Here is a 19,071-nt window from a genome sequence, read left to right on the forward strand (position 1 = left end):
GGATTCGGCGTGGCTACTTCTTGCCCTTGGCCGAACCGGCGCTGTCGTCGCTGGAGAGCACGGCGATGAAGGCCTCTTGCGGAACTTCCACAGAGCCCACCATCTTCATCCGCTTCTTGCCCTCCTTCTGCTTCTCCAGCAGCTTCCGCTTACGGGAGATGTCACCGCCGTAGCACTTGGCGAGGACGTCCTTGCGGATGGCGCGGATCGTCTCGCGGGCGATGACCCGGGAGCCGATGGCCGCCTGGATGGGCACCTCGAAGGCCTGCCGCGGGATCAGCTCGCGCAGCTTGGCGACCAGCCGGACGCCGTACGCGTACGCGGCGTCCTTGTGGGTGACCGCCGAGAAGGCGTCGACCTTGTCGCCGTGCAGCAGGATGTCGACCTTGACCAGGCTGGAGGCCTGCTCGCCGGTGGGCTCGTAGTCCAGCGAGGCGTAGCCGCGGGTCTTGGACTTGAGCTGGTCGAAGAAGTCGAAGACGATCTCCGCGAGCGGCAGGGTGTAGCGGATCTCGACCCGGTCCTCGGAGAGGTAGTCCATGCCGAGCAGGGTGCCGCGCCGGGTCTGGCACAGCTCCATGATCGCGCCGATGAACTCCGAGGGGGCGAGGATCGTGGCCCGCACGACCGGCTCGTACACCTTGTCGATCTTGCCTTCGGGGAACTCGCTCGGGTTGGTGACCGTGTGCTCGCTGCGGTCCTCCATCTCGACGCGGTAGACCACGTTCGGGGCGGTCGCGATCAGGTCGAGCCCGAACTCGCGCTCCAGCCGCTCACGGATCACGTCGAGGTGCAGCAGTCCGAGGAAGCCGACACGGAAGCCGAAGCCCAGCGCCGCGGAGGTCTCCGGCTCGTACACCAGCGCCGCGTCGTTGAGCTGGAGCTTGTCCAGGGCGTCGCGCAGCTCGGGGTAGTCGGAGCCGTCCAGCGGGTACAGGCCCGAGAAGACCATGGGCCGGGGGTCCTTGTACCCGCCGAGCGCCTCGGTGGCGCCCTTGTGCAGGGTGGTGATCGTGTCACCGACCTTGGACTGGCGGACGTCCTTCACGCCGGTGATGAGGTAGCCCACCTCGCCGACACCGAGCCCGTCGGCCGCCTTCATCTCGGGGGCCGAGACGCCGATCTCCAGCAGCTCGTGCGTGGCGCCGGTGGACATCATCCTGATGCGCTCACGCTTGTTGAGCTGCCCGTCGATGACACGGACGTACGTCACGACACCGCGGTACGAGTCGTAGACCGAGTCGAAGATCATCGCGCGCGCGGGGGCGTCCTGGACGCCGACCGGGGCGGGGATCTCGGCGACGACCTTGTCGAGCAGCGCCTCGACGCCCAGGCCCGTCTTCGCGGAGACCTTGAGGACGTCCGCGGGGTCGCAGCCGATGAGGTTGGCGAGCTCCTCGGAGAACTTCTCCGGCTGGGCGGCCGGCAGGTCGATCTTGTTCAGTACGGGGATGATCTTGAGGTCGTTCTCCATCGCCAGGTAGAGGTTGGCGAGGGTCTGCGCCTCGATCCCCTGGGCGGCGTCGACGAGCAGGACCGTGCCCTCACAGGCCGCCAGGGACCGCGACACCTCGTACGTGAAGTCGACGTGCCCGGGGGTGTCGATCATGTTGAGGATGTGGGTGCTGCCCGGATCCTGGGACGGGGCCCAGGGCAGCCGGACCGCCTGGGACTTGATCGTGATGCCGCGCTCGCGCTCGATGTCCATCCGGTCGAGGTACTGAGCACGCATCTGCCGCTGCTCGACCACCCCCGTGAGCTGGAGCATGCGGTCGGCGAGCGTGGACTTGCCGTGGTCGATGTGCGCGATGATGCAGAAATTGCGGATCAGAGCCGGGTCGGTACGGCTCGGCTCGGGCACATTGTTAGGGGTCGCGGGCACGCAGGGTCCTGTCTCTTGAGGCGCCTGTCGCCTCGGGTCGGATCGATACGTAGATTCCATGGTCCCACGCGCGGCGGGCTGCGACCGGTGTGGGCCGCGCGAGAGGGACGGCTGCGCCCGCCCCGAAGGCCCTGACCAGGACATCGGCGACCGCTCCCGGCGCGGGAGCACACGGCCGGTTTGGGCCGGTCGTGCGGGGGCTGGTAGCCTGGGTGGCTGTGTCTCATGCCCTCTCTGCAGGGGACGCACCCAAGAAAATCAAACGGCGGGTGAGACGTGCCGTCTCACGCGCCTGAACCTGTAAAGGCTCATCAGTGGCGAACATCAAGTCCCAGATCAAGCGGATCAAGACCAACGAGAAGGCCCGGCTGCGCAACAAGGCCGTCAAGTCCTCTCTGAAGACCGCGATCCGCAAGGCCCGCGAGGCTGCTGCCGCGGGTGACGTCGAGAAGGCCACCGTCGCGGCGCGCGAGGCTTCGCGCAAGCTCGACAAGGCCGTCTCGAAGGGCGTCATCCACAAGAACCAGGCCGCCAACAAGAAGTCGGCGCTTGCTTCTAAGGTCGCCTCCCTCCAGGGCTGAGTCGGCCGGGCTCTCCGGAGCCCGATCCTGACTTACTTGACGTGACCGTCGGCCGGACCCGAGCGGGCCCTCTCTCTCCGCTCCCGACCCGACACCCCCGGATTCGCGCACGATCTGCGTTCGCCACGCGGGCGTGAATCCACAGGCTCGAACCGAAGGCCCCGCTCCTCCCTTCCCCGGGAGAACGAGCGGGGCCTTCGGTGTTCCGCGGTGTCTTCGGTGCACCACCGGGTCGTCGGGGGCGCGGCGTGCCTGGTGGGGCTAGCGACGGCCGGATCGGGCCGCGCGGGCGACGGCCACGACGGCCTTCTCCAGGGCGTACTCCGGGTCGTCCCCGCCGCCCTTCACCCCGGCGTCCGCCTCCGCGACCGCCGTCAGCGCCATGGCGACCCCGTCCGGCGTCCAGCCCCGCATCTGCTGGCGCACGCGGTCGATCTTCCATGGCGGCATCCCGAGCTCACGGGCCAGATCGGCGGGCCTGCCGCCCCGCGCGGAGGACAGCTTGCCGATCGCCCGCACTCCCTGCGCGAGCGCGCTGGTGATCAGGACGGGGGCCACGCCGGTCGACAGCGACCAGCGCAGCGCCTCCAGCGCCTCGGCGGCCCGCCCCTCCACGGCCCGGTCGGCCACGGTGAAGCTGGAGGCCTCGGCCCGGCCGGTGTAGTACCTCCCGACCACGGCCTCGTCGATCGTCCCCTCGACGTCCGCGGTGAGCTGCGACACGGCGGACGCCAGCTCCCGCAGATCGCTCCCGATGGAGTCCACCAGCGCCTGGCAGGCCTCCGGGGTGGCCGCCCGGCCCAGCGACCGGAACTCGCTCCGCACGAACGCCAGCCGGTCCGCCGGCTTCGTCATCTTGGGGCACGCGACCTCCCGCGCGCCCGCCTTGCGCGCGGCGTCGAGCAGCGCCTTGCCCTTGGCCCCGCCCGCGTGCAGGAGCACCAGGGTGATCTCCTCGGCGGGAGCCCCCAGATACGCCTTGACGTCCTTGATCGTGTCGGCCGACAGGTCCTGGGCGTTGCGGACGACCACGACCTTGCGCTCGGCGAAGAGCGACGGGCTCGTCAGCTCGGCGAGCGTGCCCGGCTGCAACTGGTCCGGGGTGAGGTCCCGGACGTCCGTGTCGGCGTCGGCGGCCCTGGCTGCGGCCACCACCTCCTGCACGGCACGGTCGAGCAGGAGATCCTCCTGGCCCACTGCCAGCGTGAGAGGGGCGAGAGGGTCGTCTTGTGCGGTCTTCTTGGCCATCACGGAAAGCATCCCACGCGCCACTGACAACAGACGTCGCCCACCGCGGCCCACGGAGATCCGGCCTCCCCCGACCGACGGAGCCCGGCGAGGACCGGGCGCGGGGGGACCGGGCGGGCGGGCACCGGGCGCGTCAGGCGCGAGCGGGCCGAGCCCGGGTCGCGCCGGCCCCGGGTCGGGCCGGCCCCGGGTCGCGCCGGCCCCGGGTCGGGCCGGCCCCGGGTCGGGCCGGCCCCGGCTCGTGGGACCTCGGCGCCCGAGCGGAACGCCCTAGCCCCGGGGAGCCGAGCCCGGCGCGAGGGACCGGGCGTGAGGGTCGGCCGAGCCCGCCCGGAGCGGCTCGGTCAGGGCTCCTCGTGCCAGCCGTCCCATTCGGCCGCGAACTCGTCCAGTTCCTTCGGGTCGAGCCGTGACTCGGGGTCCGCCAGCACCACCAGCCACTGCGCGTCCTCGGCGTCGTCCTCGCCCGCGAGTGCGTCCCGCACGAGCTGCGGCTCCTCCGCCAGCCCGAACCGGTCACCGACGGCCTCCGCCGCCTCCTCCGCGGCGTCACGGTCGGGCAGCACCAGTACATGTCTCACATCGCTCACCCGGACATTTTCCGGTACGCCCGACGCGCCGGACGCCGGGATCCCCGTCCGGAGCGTGTGATCTGCGCGGCTTCCCGGCGCGGTCACCCGAACTCCTTGACCACCGGCACCCGGTCCAGCTCGATCCCGAAGCGTTCCCGGTAGGTGGCCAGCACCTCCTCGTCGGTCGCGAGTTCCGTCACCTCCTTGGTCCCGTCGGCCGTCGACACGGTGAACTTGCGGCCGCTGAGCGTGATCCGGCCCCCGTCCTCGGTCACCCGTGAGCACACCAGCGACCGGGTGAAGTGCGACTGCGGCGAGGTGGCGTGCCACCAGGCTCCGACACGGAAGTCCCCGAGGACACGCGGCCGCACCTCCAGCCGGTACTGGGGCTTGTCGCCCAGGAGGACGTCGAGGTCCTCAAGTTCCCGGGAACCGCCCGCCCCCCGCACCCCCGCCGCGTCCGGCCCCGACTCCACGACCCGGAACATCCCACCGGGATCCCGCTGTTCGCCCCGCTCCGTGAACAGCAGCGGATAGTGGCTGTGCGCCCCGAACCCGACGTCGGTCAGCCAGTCGCCGCCGTCCACCGTCCGCACCCGCAGCGCGAGATGGTCGTAAGGGATCCCGGGCTTCCCGTCGTCCCCGTACACCCGCGCCGCGAGCAGGGTCACGTCGTAGCCCAGCGCCGCCAGCAACGCCGCGAACGCGCCGTTCAGTTCGTAGCAGAAGCCCCCTCTGCGAGCGCCCACCACCTTGTCCAGCAGCCTCTTCTCCTCCAGCACGATCTCCTCGCCGAGATGGATCGACAGATTCTCGAACGGCACCGTCCGCAGATGGCAGAGCTGCAGCTCGCGGAGCACATCGGACGTGGGCCATGCCGGGTGCTGGGCCCCGATGCGGCGAAGGTAGGCGTCGGCCTGTGCGGAGTTCATGCCTTCAGTGTCGCGCCACACCCATCCCTTCGCCCGCACCGGTGACCGCGAGATCACCGTCCTCGTCGGTCCGCAGCACCACCGCGCCCCCGGCCCGCAGCGCCGCGACCGTGCTCGGGGCGGGGTGACCGTAAGGGTTGTCGCCACCGACCGAGATGAGCGCGAGCCGCGGAGCCGCCCTGCGTATGAGCTCCGGATCCTGATACGCCGATCCGTGATGGGCCACCTTGAGCACGTCCACACCGTCCAGCCCCTCGGCGGCCGGCGATCTCACCAGGGCCTGCTGGGCGGGCGGCTCCAGGTCGCCCAGCAGCAACAGCCGCAGCCCCGCGGACCGCACGAGCAGGGTGACGCTGGCGTCGTTCGGGCCGTCCGGCGGCGGCATCTGATCGGGCGGCGGCCACAGCACCCGCCAGTCCAGAGGTCCCACGCTCCTCCTCTCCCCCGCCACGGCCCGCGTCAGCGGGATGTGCCGTGCGCTCGCCTCCCGCCGTACGAACTCGGCCTGATCCGGCGGTTCTTCGAAGCCCGTTGTCTCGATCGCGCCCACCGAACGCCCCCGGAGCACCCCGGGCAGGCCCCCGACATGGTCGGCGTGGAAGTGCGTCAGGACGACGAGCGGGATCCTGGTGACCCCGAGCGTGCTCAGACACCGGTCGGCCAGCACCGGGTCGGGCCCCGCGTCCACCACCACCGCGCTGCCGTCACCCACCGCGAGCACGCTCGCGTCGCCCTGCCCGACGTCACACATCGCGAACCTCCAGCCGGGCGGCGGCCATCCCGTGATCACCCGCGTCAGCGGCGGCGGCTGGACCACGAACAGCAGGAGCAGCACCGCGCCCACGGCACTCGGCAACGGATGTCTCAGCAGCCGGCGCCCGACAACCACGCCGGCCACGGTGACGAGAGCCAGCAGCAGGGCCCCTGTCCAACTGTCCGGCCAGTCCACTCCCCCACCGGGTTGCGCCGCCCCTGTGCGCGCGATGCCCGCGATCCACCGGGCGGGCCAACTCGCCCACCACGCCAGGACCTTGGCCACGGGCATCGCCCAGGGGGCGGTCGCCAGGGTCGCGAAGCCCAGCACCGTGGCGGGTGTGACCGCGAACTCCGCGAGGAGATTGCACGGCACCGCCACCAGACTCACCCGGGCCGACAGCACGGCCACCACCGGCGCGCACAGCGCCTGCGCGGCGGCCGCCGCGGCCAGCGCCTCCGCCAAACGCGGCGGCACCCGGCGCCGCTGCAGGGCCGCGCTCCAGCGCGGGGCGAGCGTGAGCAGGGCTCCGGTCGCGAGGACGGAGAGCAGGAAGCCGTAACTGCGGGCGAGCCAGGGGTCGTACAGCACCAGGACCAGAACTGCGGCGGCCAGCGCTGGGACCAGCGATCTGCGGCGCCCGGTCGCGATGGCGAGCAGCGAGATCCCTCCGCAGGCCGCCGCCCGCAGCACGCTCGGGTCCGGCCGGCACACGACGACGAAGGCGAGCGTGAGCGTCCCGCCGAGCAGGGCCGTCGCCCGCAGCGGAACCCCGAGCCGGGAGGCCAGGCCCCGGCGCTCCACCCGCTGGGCGAGGCCGGGTGGTCCGGTGAACAGGGCGAGGACGATGACGAGATTGCCCCCGCTGACGGCGAGGAGGTGCGTGAGGTCGGTGGCCTTGAAGGCGTCGTCCAGCTCCGGCGTGACACGTGAGGTGTCCCCCACCACCAGCCCTGGCAGCAGGGCCCGCGCGTCCGCGTCCAGGCCGTCGGTCGCCTCGCGCAGCCCTTCGCGGAGCCGGTCAGCGAACCGCTGCGGACCGGACGGCGCCGCGACCACCCGCGGCGGCGCGCTCCCCCGTACCCGCAGCACCGCGGCGATGTCCTCCCCGTCCGACAGTGCGGGCACGACCCGCGCCGCCACCCTCAGCCGGGTCGACGGCAGCAGCGACAGCCAGGGCGAGCGGTCGCCGCCCTCCCGGGGCGCGCCTCGTCGCGAGCGGGCGTCGACGATCACCAGCACCGGTGTCCGGGTGGCCAGGACCGTGCCGTCCGGCTGCATGACCCGTGTGACGTCGGCGTCGAACATCAGGGCCGTCGGGGCGATGTGGTCGCCGTTGATCCGGGGCCGGGTGAGGCGGGGATCGGAGGTGATCTCCACCTCCGCCGTCACGTCGGCGAAGCTCTCCGCGAGCGCGGGGACGGGGCCGCGTCTCAGGTCCGCCGCGTGCAGCCCCGCGGAGGCCGCGGCGGCGCCTGCGCAGAGGAGCACGGCCGCGACGGACACCCACAACCCGGGCCGCACCGCTCCGGGACCGGGCCGCCGCGCCCACCGACGCGACGCGACCGGTTCCGGCTCCGCGACAGGTGCCGGCTCCACGACCGGTGCCGGCTCCGCGACCGGGCCGCCCGCTCGCACCCGCCCCGCAGCGGAACCTGCCCTCCCTGCAACGGAACCTCCCCTCCCGGCGCCCGAATCTGCGTCTGCTCCCGCGCAGGCGCCCGCACCGCCACCCGCACCGGCACCCGCACCGGCACCCGAATGTTCTTGCCGAACGTCACCAGTGGCTCCCCGCCGGACGCCCGGATCTCCCTGCCCGGCCCGAGCGCCCCTCCGCCCCATCGCCAGCAGCGCACCCGCCGCGGCCAGGGACGCGGCCACGACGACCGTGACCCAGCCCGGCGACGCTCCGACGCCCACCGCCGCCGTGAGCCAGGCGGCCGCCGCGGGGGCCACGAGCCGGAGGTCGGTCGGCCCCTCCGTCCTCGGGTGCGAGTCCCCCAGCCGTCTCCCCGAGGCCGCGTGCACGGGCCTGCGGCCGGTGCCGCCGGGGAACCCCTCAGGGCGCCCCGAGGACGCCTGCGAATCCCCGGGCTCCGTCACCGACCCGTCGGCCACCGGGCCCGCCCTCCGGGTCCTCACCCCGGAGCCGCTCACGGCCGCACCAGGTCCCGGAGATCGGCGAAGCGGCGGTCTCCGATCCCGTTCACCTCGCGGAGCTCGTCGACCGAGCGGAAACCGCCGTGCGCCGCGCGGTAGTCGACGATGTGCCGGGCCAGGACGGGTCCGACCCCGGGCAGGCTGTCGAACTGGTCCACGGTGGCCGTGTTGAGGGGAATCGGCGCGGACGGCACCCCTCCCGCCGCGTATCCCCCGGCGCCGAACGGCCCACCACCGGCACCACCCGATCCGGCTCCCGTCGGGGGCGCGGTCACGCCGACCATGATCTGTTCGCCGTCCACGAGGAAGCGGGCGCGGTTGAGGCCGTCGGAGTCCGTGCCGGGCCGTAGTCCCCCGGCGGCGCGCAGAGCGTCCTCGACGCGGGACCCGGCCGGCAACCGCTGGAGTCCCGGGCTGCGCACCTTTCCGCCCACGTCCACGACGACCACGCCCCCACCGGCGCCGGGCCCGCTCGGAGCTCCGGCCGGGACAGCGGATTCCCCGCCCTGCCGGTCACCCGGCGCGTGCTTCCCGGCGTACGGCGCGGCGGCGCTCATCACCTCCGGGGCCCGGACGGGCCGCGTCCGGCCGGTCCAGAAGTGCTGCACGGCGAAGACGGCGGCCACGGCCAGCAGCACGGTCAGCGCGGCCACGCTCCTGCGCTCCAGACCGCACCGCGACTGCAGCCACAGCGGCAGCCGCTCCCGCACGGCGAGTCCGGCCCGGTCCCGCCAGGCGCCCGCCTCCCCGTCCGCACCGGACGAGACCGGTTCATCGACGGTGGGTTCGCTCCCGGCCGGCTCACCCACGTTCAGTTCGGCCGGGGGCGACCAACTCGCGGGCAGCCTTCCCGCGTCCCCGTCGTCGCGGTCCGGCTCCGGTGGGCCGTTCCCCGACTCGCGCCGTCCCTGGGCGTGTTCGGTGAAGAGGGCGTCGGCGCGCAGCCGGAGGGCCGCGGCCGAGGCCTCGTGGCGGCGGGTCCGGGTCCGCCGGTCGTGGCGGCGATGACGGCTGCGGCTGTCGGAGAGCGGGCCACGGCCCGGGCCACTGGTCGGAGTCGCGGTGCGTGAGCTCGATCGAAGTTCCATGCGGCGAGGATGCGGCAACCCGCCACCCTCGCGATGATCATGCTCAATTCCGGTGGACAGCGGCCCAGTTGTGGACAACTCCATCACCCGCACGAGCGACGCACGCAGGTGACGCGAACGACACGGGCGCCCGCCCCCTCATCGGGGCGAGACCACCGCCGCCAGCAGCCCGGGCCCGGTGTGGGCCCCGATCACCGCGCCCACCTCGCTCACGTGCAGTTCGGCCAGTCCCGGTACCCGTGCCCGCAGCCGGTCCGCGAGGGCCGAGGCCCGCTCGGGGGCCGCCAGATGGTGGACGGCGATGTCGACCTGGGCGCCGCCCGCCCGGTCGACGACGATCTCTTCCAGCCGCGCGATCGCCTTGGACGACGTCCGGACCTTCTCCAGGAGTTCGATGCGGCCGTCGCGGAGCTGCAGCAGCGGCTTCACCGCGAGCGCGGAACCCAGCAGGGCCTGCGCGGCCCCGATCCGGCCGCCCCGGCGGAGGTAGTCGAGGGTGTCGACGTAGAAGTGCGCGGACATGCCGGCGGCCCGCTTCTCGGCGGCCGTGACCGCGTCGTCGACGGTTCCGCCGGCCTCGGCGGACTCGGCGGCGGCCAGCGCGCAGAACCCGAGGGCCATGGCGACCATCCCGGTGTCGACGACGCGCACCGGCACCGGGGCCTCGCGCGCCGCGAGCACCGCGGCGTCGTAGGTGCCCGAGAACTCGGAGGAGAGGTGCAGCGAGACGATGCCGGTGGCGCCGGACTCGGCGACCTCGCGGTAGGTCGCGGCGAAGGTCTCGGGGCTGGGCCGGGAGGTCGTGACGGGTCGCCGCTTCTGGAGCGCCTGGGCCAGGGAGCGGGCCGAGATCTCGGTGCCCTCTTCGAGTGCCTGGTCTCCGAGGACCACGGTCAGGGGAACCGATGTGATGCCGTGGCGCTCCATCGTCCGCGGCGGCAGGTAGGCCGTTGAATCGGTGACGATCGCGACATGGCGGGACATGAGCTGGAGGTTACCTGGCGGGACCGGTGCGCGGCAGCCCGGCCCCTTCCACCTGCGGTCGGAACGGCTGGATCATGTCGTGCTCTCGGGCCGGGGCTTCTTCTGCCAAGGGTAGGTGGGCCGTTGGCCGGGCGGCGTGATGGCCGAACGGCCGGCCCCGTCGTCGGGACGGGACTGCCGGGGCCCGGGCGCGCTCTGTCCGCCGGAGGTCTCCGTGTCCGCGGCCGGAGCGTCGGGCCAGGACCTGGGCGGTCCCGGCTCCTTCGTCCAGTGGCGCAGGGCGCCGGCCTCCATGTCGATCTGGGCGCTCAGTGTGTCCAGGTCGTCGCCGGCGAACCGGTGGGCCCGGTCGCGGGCGGCCCAGCGCAGCGAGTCCGCCGACTCCGTGATCCGCCGGGTGCGCTCGCGCAGGCCCGGGAGCCGGGTGGCGAGCGTGTTGCGGTCGGGCTCGGTCTCCAGGCGCTTCAGTTCGCCGTCCAGCTCGTGCCCGTGGGTGCTGAGCCGCTCGAAGAGGCTCAGGGACTCCTTGAGGGACTCGTCCTCCGCGGCGCCCGCCTGCAGCGCTTCCTGGGTGGCGCGCATCGAGGTGCGCAGCGACAGCCTGAGCTGGGCGAGCTCGCCCTGGGGGCCGGGCTGGGCGAAGGTCTTCGCCCGCAGCGTGGTGTCCTCGACCGTGCGGCGGGCCTGCGAGATCGTGCGGTCCACACCGCGTTTGGCGGCGCCGATCACCTTCACCGTCGCATACGCGCCGAACACCACGAACAGCAGGAAGAGCAAGGCGATTACGGTGATCACGGTACCCATCACACTCCTCCTCCGACCGGCCGCGGCAGCTTGCGCCGCGCTCTCAACGGTAAACGCTGCGGGCAGGTCCGGGGTTCCGGAAGAACCCCGAACCTGCCCGTAGGGGACTACCCCGAGCCGTCGCGCGGCCCGGACCTGCGGGACTACGACGTGACGATGTTGACCAGCTTCGGCGCGCGCACGATCACCTTGCGGATCCCCGCACCGTCCAGCGCCGCGACGACCTTCTCGTCGGCCAGCGCCACCTTCTCCAGCTCCGCGTCGGTGATCGACGGGGAGACCTCCAGGCGGGCCTTGACCTTGCCCTTGATCTGCACGACGCAGGTCACGGCCTCGTCGACGACGTACGCCGGGTCGGCGACGGGGAAGTCCTGGTGGACGACCGAGTCGGCGTGGCCCAGCTTGCGCCACAGTTCCTCGGCGATGTGCGGGGCCAGCGGCGCGACCATCAGCACCAAGGCCTCGGCGACCGGACGCGCGACGGGGCCGCCCGTCTTGGTCAGATGGTTGTTCAGCTCGGTGACCTTGGCGATGGCGGTGTTGAACCGCATGCCCTCCAGGTCCTGGCGCACACCGTCGATCGCCTTGTGCAGGGCACGCAGGGTGTCCTCGTCCGGCTCGGAGCCGACGACCGTGACGTCGCCGGTCGTCTCGTCGACGACGTTGCGCCACAGTCGCTGCAGCAGGCGGTACTGGCCCACCACCGCGCGCGTGTCCCACGGGCGGGACACGTCCAGGGGGCCCATCGCCATCTCGTACAGGCGCAGGGTGTCCGCTCCGTACTCGGCGCAGATCTCGTCCGGGGTGACCGCGTTCTTCAGGGACTTGCCCATCTTGCCCAGCAGCCGGGAGACCTTCTCGCCCTGGTAGTAGTAGGCGCCGTCGCGCTCCTCCACCTCGGCGGCCGGTACGGCGATACCGCGGCTGTCGCGGTACACGTAGGCCTGGATCATGCCCTGGTTGAACAGCTTGTGGAACGGCTCGGCCGACGAGACGTGGCCCAGGTCGAACAGGACCTTCGACCAGAAGCGCGCGTACAGCAGGTGCAGGACGGCGTGCTCCGCGCCGCCGACGTACAGGTCGACACCGCCGGTGGGCTGGCCCTCGCGCGGGCCCATCCAGTACTGCTCGATGGCCGGGTCGACCAGCTTCTGGTCGTTGTGCGGGTCCAGGTAGCGCAGCTCGTACCAGCAGGAACCGGCCCAGTTGGGCATGGTGTTGGTCTCGCGGCGGTACTTGCGCGGGCCGCGGCCGTCCTCCAGGTCCAGGGTGACGTCGACCCAGTCCTCGTTGCGGGACAGCGGGGTCTCCGGGGACGTGTTCGCGTCGTCCGGGTCGAAGGTGCGCGGCGAGTAGTCCTCGACCTCGGGCAGCTCCAGCGGCAGCATCGACTCGGGCAGCGAGTGGGCGACGCCGTCCTCGTCGTAGACGATCGGGAAGGGCTCGCCCCAGTACCGCTGGCGGCTGAACAGCCAGTCGCGCAGCCGGAAGTTGACGGTGCCCTCGCCGATGCCGCGGCGCTCCAGCCACTCGGTGATGCGCGCCTTGGCGTCGACGACGCCCAGGCCGTCCAGGGAGACGTCGTCACCGGCGGAGTTGACGATCTTCGCGTCGTACGAGGCGAAGGCGTCGTCCCAGGTGGAGGCGTCGGTACCGCGGTCGTCCGAGGGCTCGACCACACAGCGCATGGGCAGCTCGAAGGCGCGCGCGAACGCGAAGTCGCGGGTGTCGTGCGCCGGGACGGCCATGATCGCGCCGGTGCCGTAACCCATCAGCACGTAGTCGGCGATGAAGACCGGGACCTTCTCGCCGTTGACGGGGTTGGTCGCGAACGCGCCGGTGAACACACCGGTCTTGTCCTTGGCCTCGGCCTGGCGCTCGACGTCGGACTTCGAGGCGGCCTGCGCGCGGTAGGCGGCGACGGCCTCGGAGGGCGTCGCGTGACCGCCGGTCCACACGTCGTGGGTGCCCTCGGGCCAGGCGGCCGGGGTGAACTTCTCGACCAGCGGGTGTTCCGGGGCCAGCACCATGTAGGTGGCGCCGAACAGGGTGTCCTGGCGGGTGGTGAAGACCGTGATCGCTTCGCCGTCGATGGGGAAGTCGACGCGGGCGCCCTCGGAGCGGCCGATCCAGTTGCGCTGCTGCAGCTTGATGGCCTCGGGCCAGTCCAGCGCGTCCAGGTCGTCCAGCAGGCGGTCCGCGTAGGCGGTGATGCGCATGTTCCACTGGCGCAGCTTGGACTTGAAGACGGGGAAGTTGCCGCGCTCGGAACGGCCGTCGGCGGTGACCTCCTCGTTGGCCAGGACGGTGCCCAGGCCGGGGCACCAGTTGACCGGCGCGTCGGAGGCGTACGCCAGGCGGTAGCCGCTCAGGACGTCGGCGCGCTCGGCGGCGCTCAGTTCGTTCCACGCGCGCGAGGTGCCGCCGTCGGCGGGGACGGCGCGCTCACCGCTCTCGAACTGGGCGATCAGCGCGGAGATGGGGCGGGCCTTCGCGGCCTCGTCGTCGTACCAGGAGTTGAAGATCTGCAGGAAGATCCACTGGGTCCACTTGTAGTACTCCGGGTCGATCGTGGCGAACGACCGGCGCTTGTCGTGGCCCAGGCCCAGCGCGCGGAGCTGGACCTTCATGTTCTCCATGTTGGCCTCGGTGGACACGCGCGGGTGCGTGCCGGTCTGCACCGCGTACTGCTCGGCGGGCAGGCCGAAGGCGTCGAAGCCCAGGGTGTGCAGGACGTTGTGGCCCGTCATCCGCTGGAACCGGGCGTATACATCGGTGGCGATGTAGCCCAGGGGGTGGCCCACGTGCAGACCCGCACCCGAGGGGTACGGGAACATGTCCATGATGAACTTCTTGGGCCGCGCGGCCAGCTCCGGGTCCCCGGCCAGGTCGCCGGTGGGGTTCGGGGCCTCGTACGTGCCCTCGGCGTCCCAGAAGTCCTGCCAGCGTGCCTCGATGTCGGCGGCCAGGGCGGCCGTGTAGCGGTGCGGCGCGGCCGACTCGGCGGTGGCGGCAGCGGTGTTCGTCTCGCTCATGTCCTCAAAGCTCCATCGATCGTCTCTGCCAGCAGAAATGAAAAAACCCCTCGCACAGGAGGGGACGCCGCACTGATGCCGACCACTATGTGTCAGCGGTCGGGGCTGATCAGCGCGGCTCGCTAAGCAGAAGGCGTACGGCACGCATGGCGTCAGGGTACCGCAGCGTCCGCACGGGCCGCGACGGGCTTCCCTGCCCGCCGGCACCCCGCGCCACCCCGACGGGCGGCAAAAATTCGTTGACCGAAGTTCAAATTTTACTTCGCTTAACGGACGCTTGCGGACAACACAAAGACCTCATTGCCCTTTGGTAACAACGCAATAACTCAAACGTGGAGCTCGGCGCGTTTTCTCGACCTAGAGTGCGCCTTCGGGACCGCTTCCCCGAACCGTAGGGAGTACCCCTCATGAACCCTCGTCGCAACAACAGCTCGCTTCCCCGGGCGGGCCGTTCGGCCTACGGGGCGGCCACGGCTGTCGTCCTGGTCCTCATACCCGTGATCGTGCTGGTGGGAGGAAACGCAGTCCAGGACTTCCTCAACTTCGGCGCCGGCGTCCTGTCGCTGGTCTCCCTGTCCTGCTCGGTGATCTGGGGGCTGGTCGCGACCGACCGGATCTTCCTGAACACCCGCCAGCGGCTGGTGGCCCAGGCCGTGCACCGGACGACCGCCGTGTCCTCGGTCGCCTTCCTGCTGCTCCACATCACGGTGAAGATCGCGCTCGACCACACGAGCCTGCTCTCCGCCCTCGTCCCCTTCAGCCTCGGCCTCACGGGCATCGGCGGGCTCATCGGCCTCGGCTCCCTGGCCGGCCTGCTCATGATCTTCACGGCCGTCACCGGCGCCCTGCGCAGCGCCTTCGCCTCGCCCGCGCCGGTCGCGGCCCGCTGGCGCGCGATGCACATGCTGGCCTACCCGGCCTGGTGCGCCGCGCTCGTCCACGGGCTCTACGCGGGTCGCGCGGCGAAGCCGATCTTCACGATCCTCTACAGCCTGTGCCTGCTCGCGGTCATGGGCGCCCTGGCGCTGCGGACCTCCCCCGCCCCCTTCAAGCACAAGGTCGCCGCGAAGGTCCTGGCGCTCATCGGCGGCGGCAACGCCCGCGGGTTCCGCGAGGACCTGGAGGCGTCCCGCGCGGCCGCGATGGAGTCCCCGCAGGGTGCGGGAGGCCGCGCCGACCGCCGTTCCGCGGGCGACGACGGCGTCCCCTCCCCGCGCAAGGAGCGCAAGGAGTCCTCGTCCACGCTGTTCGGCGGCGCGCAGGGAACGGCGGACACGGCCGGCTTCGCGGCCGCCTACCGGACCGCGTCGCCCGGCGACGCACCCGCCACGCAGCAGTTCCAGATGCCCGTGAACGCGCAGCCCACAGAGACGTTTCCCCGCGTCGGCAACGGTGGCGCGCAGGCCTGGCCCGTCCCCCAGTCGGCCCCCGTGGGCGAGGCCCCGGCATCGGCGTACGACCCGCTCAACGACACCGGATACACCACCCCGGTCTACGGCGGTCAGCCCGCCGGCGGCTACGGCACGAGTGATGTGTACAACACCGGTGAGACGAACGCGTCCTACCGCACGTACAACACCAACGACACGTACGACAGCGGTCCCACGACTGACGTACTGCCGGGCGCCTTCGACGCTCCTGGCTCCGGTGAATCATGGAATGCCCCTTCCGGAGGCTTTAAGTGAACGAGGCCCTGCCCGACGTCCCGGAGGTCCGCGTCGTCGGACTTCCGCAGCTCACGTCGGGTTTCGACCTGGTTGAACGTCTTGATCTGCCCATGCACCTGAAGGTGCACGGTCCGCTCGAACCGCTGGGCGGAGAAGAGCTCGCAAGCCTCGCCGAGGACATCAATCTGAAAGGTCGCGGCGGGGCGGGCTTCCCGTTCGGCAAGAAACTGCGCTCGGTGGCCGAGTCGGCCATCAAGAAGGGCATCCGCCCGGTCGTGGTCGTCAACGGAAGCGAGGACGAACCGGCCTGCCGCAAGGACACGGTGCTCATCAACCGTGCCCCGCACCTCATCCTGGACGGCGCTCTCCTGGTCGCCGAGGCCATGGGCGCCCGCCAGCTCGTGATCGGCGTGACCCGCGAGTCGACCCAGCGCTCCATGGAGGCGGCGCTGGCCGAGCGGGGGCTGAGCAACCGGAGGGGTTCGCCCCTTCGCGCGCGCGTGCAGCGCAACCCGATCCGGATGGTGACCGGCGCGGCCGCGTCGCTGATCCGCTCGATCGACGGCGGCCCCGCGGTGCCGCCCGGCCGCAAGGTCAGCGCCTCCCAGGCGGGCGTCGGCGGCGCGCCCACCCTGCTGTCGAACGCCGAGACGTTCGCGCAGCTCGCCATCGCCGCCCGCATCGGCCCCGACCGCTACCGCAACACGGGCCTGTACGACGAGCCCGGCACCGTCATGCTCACCGTCTCGGGCGCGGTCGCGCGCCCCATGGTGATCGAGGTCCCCACCGGCGTACCGCTGCGCTACGTGCTGCAGCTCGCCGGCGCCCCGGCGATGCCCCAGGGCGTGCTGACCGGCGGCTACCACGGCAAGTGGCTGGACGCGGCGACGGTCAACGAGGCGATCGTCTCGCGGGACTCCCTGGCCGCGGTGGGCGGTGCGCTCGGTGCGGGCGCGATCCTGCCCATCACCCAGGAGACCTGCCCTCTGGGCGAGTCGCTGCGCGTGGCGCAGTGGCTGGCCGACGAGAGCGCGGGCCAGTGCGGCCCCTGCTACCTCGGTCTGCCCGCCGCCGCGCGCGGCCTGGCGGACATCCTCAACGGTGGCGGTCCGGCCGCGCTGGAGGCGGTGAAGCAGGTCGCCAAGTCCGTGAAGCGGCGCGGTGCCTGCTCCCACCCGGACGGCTCGGCGATGTTCATCGAGTCGACCCTGAAGGCGTTCACGGACGACCTGGCCGCCCACGTCCTCGGAAACGGCTGCGGAAGGCCCGTGGAGGGCGTTCTGCCGCTCTTCGAGGACGGTCAGGTGCCCATGGGCATCCTGAGCGGCCCGGGCGAGCAGGAGACGGGCCCCAGCCGCCAGAAGATCTTCGTCGACTGGACGCTGTGCCGCGGGCACGGCCTGTGCGCCGACCTCCTTCCCGAGGTCTTCGAACTGGGCGCCGACGGCTTCCCGACCGTCGCACAGGCTCCGGTGCCTCGGTTCGCCGAGGCGAAGGCCCTGCGCGCGGTGCGCCGCTGCCCGGCGCTGGCCCTGCGCATCGAGGAGGACACCCGGGGCGCGGCGCCGTCGCGCAACCTGCCGGTCCTCTCGCAGGGGCGTGGGCGCCGCGCGCTCGGCAGCGGCCGCTGACACGAAGGAGCGGGCCACCGGGAACAGGTGGCCCGCCTTCGGCATGTCCGTACGGGGTACGCGGCCTTCGGCACGTTCCGCGCGAGGCACCGCGACGCCGTGGGAGTACGCGACGTACCGGGAGTACTGGGAGTACTGGGAGAACGAAGAAGCGGACCACCCTGATCGGGTGGCCCGCTCTCAACGTCTGTGGAGCTAAGGAGAATTGAACTCCTGACCTCCTGCATGCCATGCAGGCGCTCTACCAACTGAGCTATAGCCCCTTGTGGCCACGCGGCGAGACCGCGTTTTCACCGTGTCGCCCGGTTTCCCCGGCGGCGACGCCAACATTACACGGTCCCCCTGGTGAACCACCAAATCGTTTCCCGTGTGTACCGATTCGGGCTTCATGTCGCATTCGTACGAGCTGGAGCCGCCGGCCGGCGACGGCCCAGGGCCGCCTGCCGCACCGCCACGGCCGGGGGCGCGACAAGGTGGATGCCCGAAGGCCTCCGGACGCGGCTCCTGGCGGGCTTCACGGGCCTCGTGACGGCCGCGCGGGCCTCCGGGGCGCGAAAGGTGCGCCGAAGACCCGCCGAGGGCGCGTGGAGACCGCTCCGGGGCGGCCGCGGTGTCCCCGCTCACACGGAGGCGCGTGTCCCCGCTCGCGCGGACGCGCGGTGGCGGGGTGTCAGGCCGTGACGAACGAATAGAAGCGCTTGAGGGTGCAGAGTTCGTCGAGGAGCCGTGCGTAGATCGGCTCGCCCTCCAGCTCGCGGTACGTCTCGATCGGGTCGCCTTTTATGATCAGCGCCCGCGCGCATTCCTCGCACCAGTACTGGTAGTCGTGGTTGACCGGCTCCATGTCGCGGACGATCGGCGTACCACTGCCGCACCAATCGCATTTCCGCCTGTGCGCACCCATCAGTCAGCTCCAGCAGTGGCCGCAGGCCGTGCACACGTAAGAGATTCCACCGTTGTCACCGAGAACCTGGGCAACGTGGACCGATCCGCAGGAAGGGCAGTCAAGGAGGTTGGCTTTCATGCTGTTCGGTGCCGCTCCGAGGAGATCGTGGACCTCCTCGAGGATGCTGGCAGGCATCGCTACTCCCTCCCGTCGGGCCGCGCCCCCTTCCGGCCGTTTGATTCTGCCACGGCCGGAGCAATACGGTCAGCGACGCCTTCGTACCAGTCCGGACACGGGCCCCCGGTGCGGCTCCGGCGACCGGCGCATACGAGCACGCCAGGAGCGCGTCCGCAAAGGTATACGCCCCAGGGACCCCAAGTGACTCAAGCGGGTTCGAGATGAGTGTGCCCAAGACCACGGCACCCGCCGGCCCGGGAGCGGGGCGACGGGGCACGCGGCCCGACCGTGTCACCACCGCCGCCCGAGCGACGCCTCCGGCGGGTCCACGAGGCGGCTTTCGGCATCGATCCGCCCAACTGCGCCCGCTTCGGCACATTCTTCGGAGAAGCGGCCCCAACTCGGCGATGAACAACGAAAAATCCCGCCCCCATACGGGAGCGGGATCTTTCATCACGCTGTCCGACAACTCGAGAGAGTCGGTCTGTGGAGCTAAGGAGAATTGAACTCCTGACCTCCTGCATGCCATGCAGGCGCTCTACCAACTGAGCTATAGCCCCTTGCGTTCTTCCCGCCCTGCGGGCCGAACAAGAAGAACTTTAGCCTGCGACCTGCCGGAAAGTGAAATCCGGTCCCTCCGGGCCCCCGCGGCCGGACGGAGAGCCGCCCG

General features: G+C 71.7%; 13 protein-coding genes and 2 tRNA genes. 3 read left to right on the forward strand and 12 right to left on the reverse strand.

Going from position 1 to position 19,071, the window contains the following annotated elements; genetic code table 11:
- Positions 1-13: 13 nt before the first annotated feature.
- Complete coding sequence (lepA, locus tag ACZ4TO_RS12760; protein WP_382782407.1) at positions 14-1,882, reverse strand: translation elongation factor 4; 1,869 nt, start codon at positions 1,880-1,882, stop codon at positions 14-16.
- A 314-nt stretch (positions 1,883-2,196) separates the two neighbouring features.
- Between lepA and rpsT the strand changes: the two genes are divergently transcribed.
- Positions 2,197-2,463 carry a 30S ribosomal protein S20 gene (gene rpsT / locus ACZ4TO_RS12765; protein WP_103553320.1) on the forward strand — a complete coding sequence of 89 codons (267 nt, stop codon included), beginning with the start codon at positions 2,197-2,199 and terminating at the stop codon, positions 2,461-2,463.
- A gap of 261 nt (positions 2,464-2,724) precedes the next feature.
- Here the strand turns inward: rpsT and holA are convergent, their stop codons facing one another.
- The 8 genes from holA to leuS form a co-directional block, all read right to left on the reverse strand.
- Positions 2,725-3,711 (reverse strand): DNA polymerase III subunit delta, encoded by a 987-nt coding sequence (gene holA, locus ACZ4TO_RS12770; RefSeq protein ID WP_382782411.1) that lies wholly within the window; start codon positions 3,709-3,711, stop codon positions 2,725-2,727.
- A 344-nt stretch (positions 3,712-4,055) separates the two neighbouring features.
- The gene (locus ACZ4TO_RS12775) at positions 4,056-4,301 is read right to left on the reverse strand and encodes a hypothetical protein (protein ID WP_382782414.1); all 246 of its coding nucleotides are present in this window, start codon (positions 4,299-4,301) and stop codon (positions 4,056-4,058) included.
- An 83-nt stretch (positions 4,302-4,384) separates the two neighbouring features.
- The gene (locus ACZ4TO_RS12780) at positions 4,385-5,215 is read right to left on the reverse strand and encodes an arylamine N-acetyltransferase family protein (protein WP_385042263.1); all 831 of its coding nucleotides are present in this window, start codon (positions 5,213-5,215) and stop codon (positions 4,385-4,387) included.
- 4 nt (positions 5,216-5,219) lie between these two features.
- Positions 5,220-7,997, reverse strand: coding sequence for a ComEC/Rec2 family competence protein (locus ACZ4TO_RS12785; RefSeq protein WP_468024369.1), 2,778 nt, complete (start codon positions 7,995-7,997; stop codon positions 5,220-5,222).
- A gap of 125 nt (positions 7,998-8,122) precedes the next feature.
- On the reverse strand, positions 8,123-9,217 hold the full coding sequence (locus ACZ4TO_RS12790; protein WP_468024156.1) for a ComEA family DNA-binding protein: 1,095 nt from the start codon (positions 9,215-9,217) through the stop codon (positions 8,123-8,125).
- Positions 9,218-9,355: 138 nt separating this feature from the next.
- A complete protein-coding gene (locus ACZ4TO_RS12795; protein ID WP_382782422.1) occupies positions 9,356-10,201 on the reverse strand; it encodes a DegV family protein in 846 nt (281 codons plus the stop codon).
- A 72-nt stretch (positions 10,202-10,273) separates the two neighbouring features.
- On the reverse strand, positions 10,274-11,005 hold the full coding sequence (locus ACZ4TO_RS12800; protein ID WP_382782424.1) for a hypothetical protein: 732 nt from the start codon (positions 11,003-11,005) through the stop codon (positions 10,274-10,276).
- 143 nt (positions 11,006-11,148) lie between these two features.
- A complete protein-coding gene (gene leuS / locus ACZ4TO_RS12805) occupies positions 11,149-14,040 on the reverse strand; it encodes a leucine--tRNA ligase (RefSeq protein ID WP_382782427.1) in 2,892 nt (963 codons plus the stop codon).
- 407 nt (positions 14,041-14,447) lie between these two features.
- Between leuS and ACZ4TO_RS12810 the strand changes: the two genes are divergently transcribed.
- Together ACZ4TO_RS12810 and ACZ4TO_RS12815 are read left to right on the forward strand one after the other, a co-directional pair.
- Positions 14,448-15,725: a cytochrome b/b6 domain-containing protein gene (locus ACZ4TO_RS12810; protein ID WP_468024157.1), complete on the forward strand. Its 1,278-nt coding sequence runs from the start codon at positions 14,448-14,450 to the stop codon at positions 15,723-15,725.
- On the forward strand, positions 15,722-17,338 hold the full coding sequence (locus tag ACZ4TO_RS12815; RefSeq protein WP_382782434.1) for an NADH-ubiquinone oxidoreductase-F iron-sulfur binding region domain-containing protein: 1,617 nt from the start codon (positions 15,722-15,724) through the stop codon (positions 17,336-17,338). Before ACZ4TO_RS12810 ends, ACZ4TO_RS12815 begins: the two co-directional genes overlap by 4 nt.
- Before the next feature lie 190 nt (positions 17,339-17,528).
- On the opposite strand, the gene ACZ4TO_RS12820 is transcribed toward ACZ4TO_RS12815, so the two are convergent.
- The 3 genes from ACZ4TO_RS12820 to ACZ4TO_RS12830 all read right to left on the reverse strand — a co-directional run bounded on the left by ACZ4TO_RS12820 (position 17,529) and on the right by ACZ4TO_RS12830 (position 18,961).
- Positions 17,529-17,601, reverse strand: a tRNA-Ala gene (locus tag ACZ4TO_RS12820).
- Between the two features lie 407 nt (positions 17,602-18,008).
- Positions 18,009-18,242, reverse strand: a complete 234-nt coding sequence (locus ACZ4TO_RS12825) for a hypothetical protein (protein WP_355774604.1) — start codon at positions 18,240-18,242, stop codon at positions 18,009-18,011.
- 646 nt (positions 18,243-18,888) lie between these two features.
- Positions 18,889-18,961: transfer RNA gene (locus ACZ4TO_RS12830), tRNA-Ala, on the reverse strand.
- Positions 18,962-19,071: the final 110 nt, after the last annotated feature.

The sequence above is a fragment of the Streptomyces sp. NPDC028298 genome (genome assembly GCF_055565895.1).

Coding starts and splice junctions, on each gene's coding strand:
- holA (WP_382782411.1), bottom strand. CDS start 3,711: ATGGCCAAGAAGACCGCACAAGACGACCCTCTCGCCCCTCTCACGCTG.
- ACZ4TO_RS12780 (WP_385042263.1), bottom strand. CDS start 5,215: ATGAACTCCGCACAGGCCGACGCCTACCTTCGCCGCATCGGGGCCCAG.
- ACZ4TO_RS12790 (WP_468024156.1), bottom strand. CDS start 9,217: ATGGAACTTCGATCGAGCTCACGCACCGCGACTCCGACCAGTGGCCCG.
- ACZ4TO_RS12795 (WP_382782422.1), bottom strand. CDS start 10,201: ATGTCCCGCCATGTCGCGATCGTCACCGATTCAACGGCCTACCTGCCG.
- ACZ4TO_RS12800 (WP_382782424.1), bottom strand. CDS start 11,005: ATGGGTACCGTGATCACCGTAATCGCCTTGCTCTTCCTGCTGTTCGTG.
- leuS (WP_382782427.1), bottom strand. CDS start 14,040: ATGAGCGAGACGAACACCGCTGCCGCCACCGCCGAGTCGGCCGCGCCG.
- ACZ4TO_RS12810 (WP_468024157.1), top strand. CDS start 14,448: ATGAACCCTCGTCGCAACAACAGCTCGCTTCCCCGGGCGGGCCGTTCG.
- ACZ4TO_RS12825 (WP_355774604.1), bottom strand. CDS start 18,242: ATGGGTGCGCACAGGCGGAAATGCGATTGGTGCGGCAGTGGTACGCCG.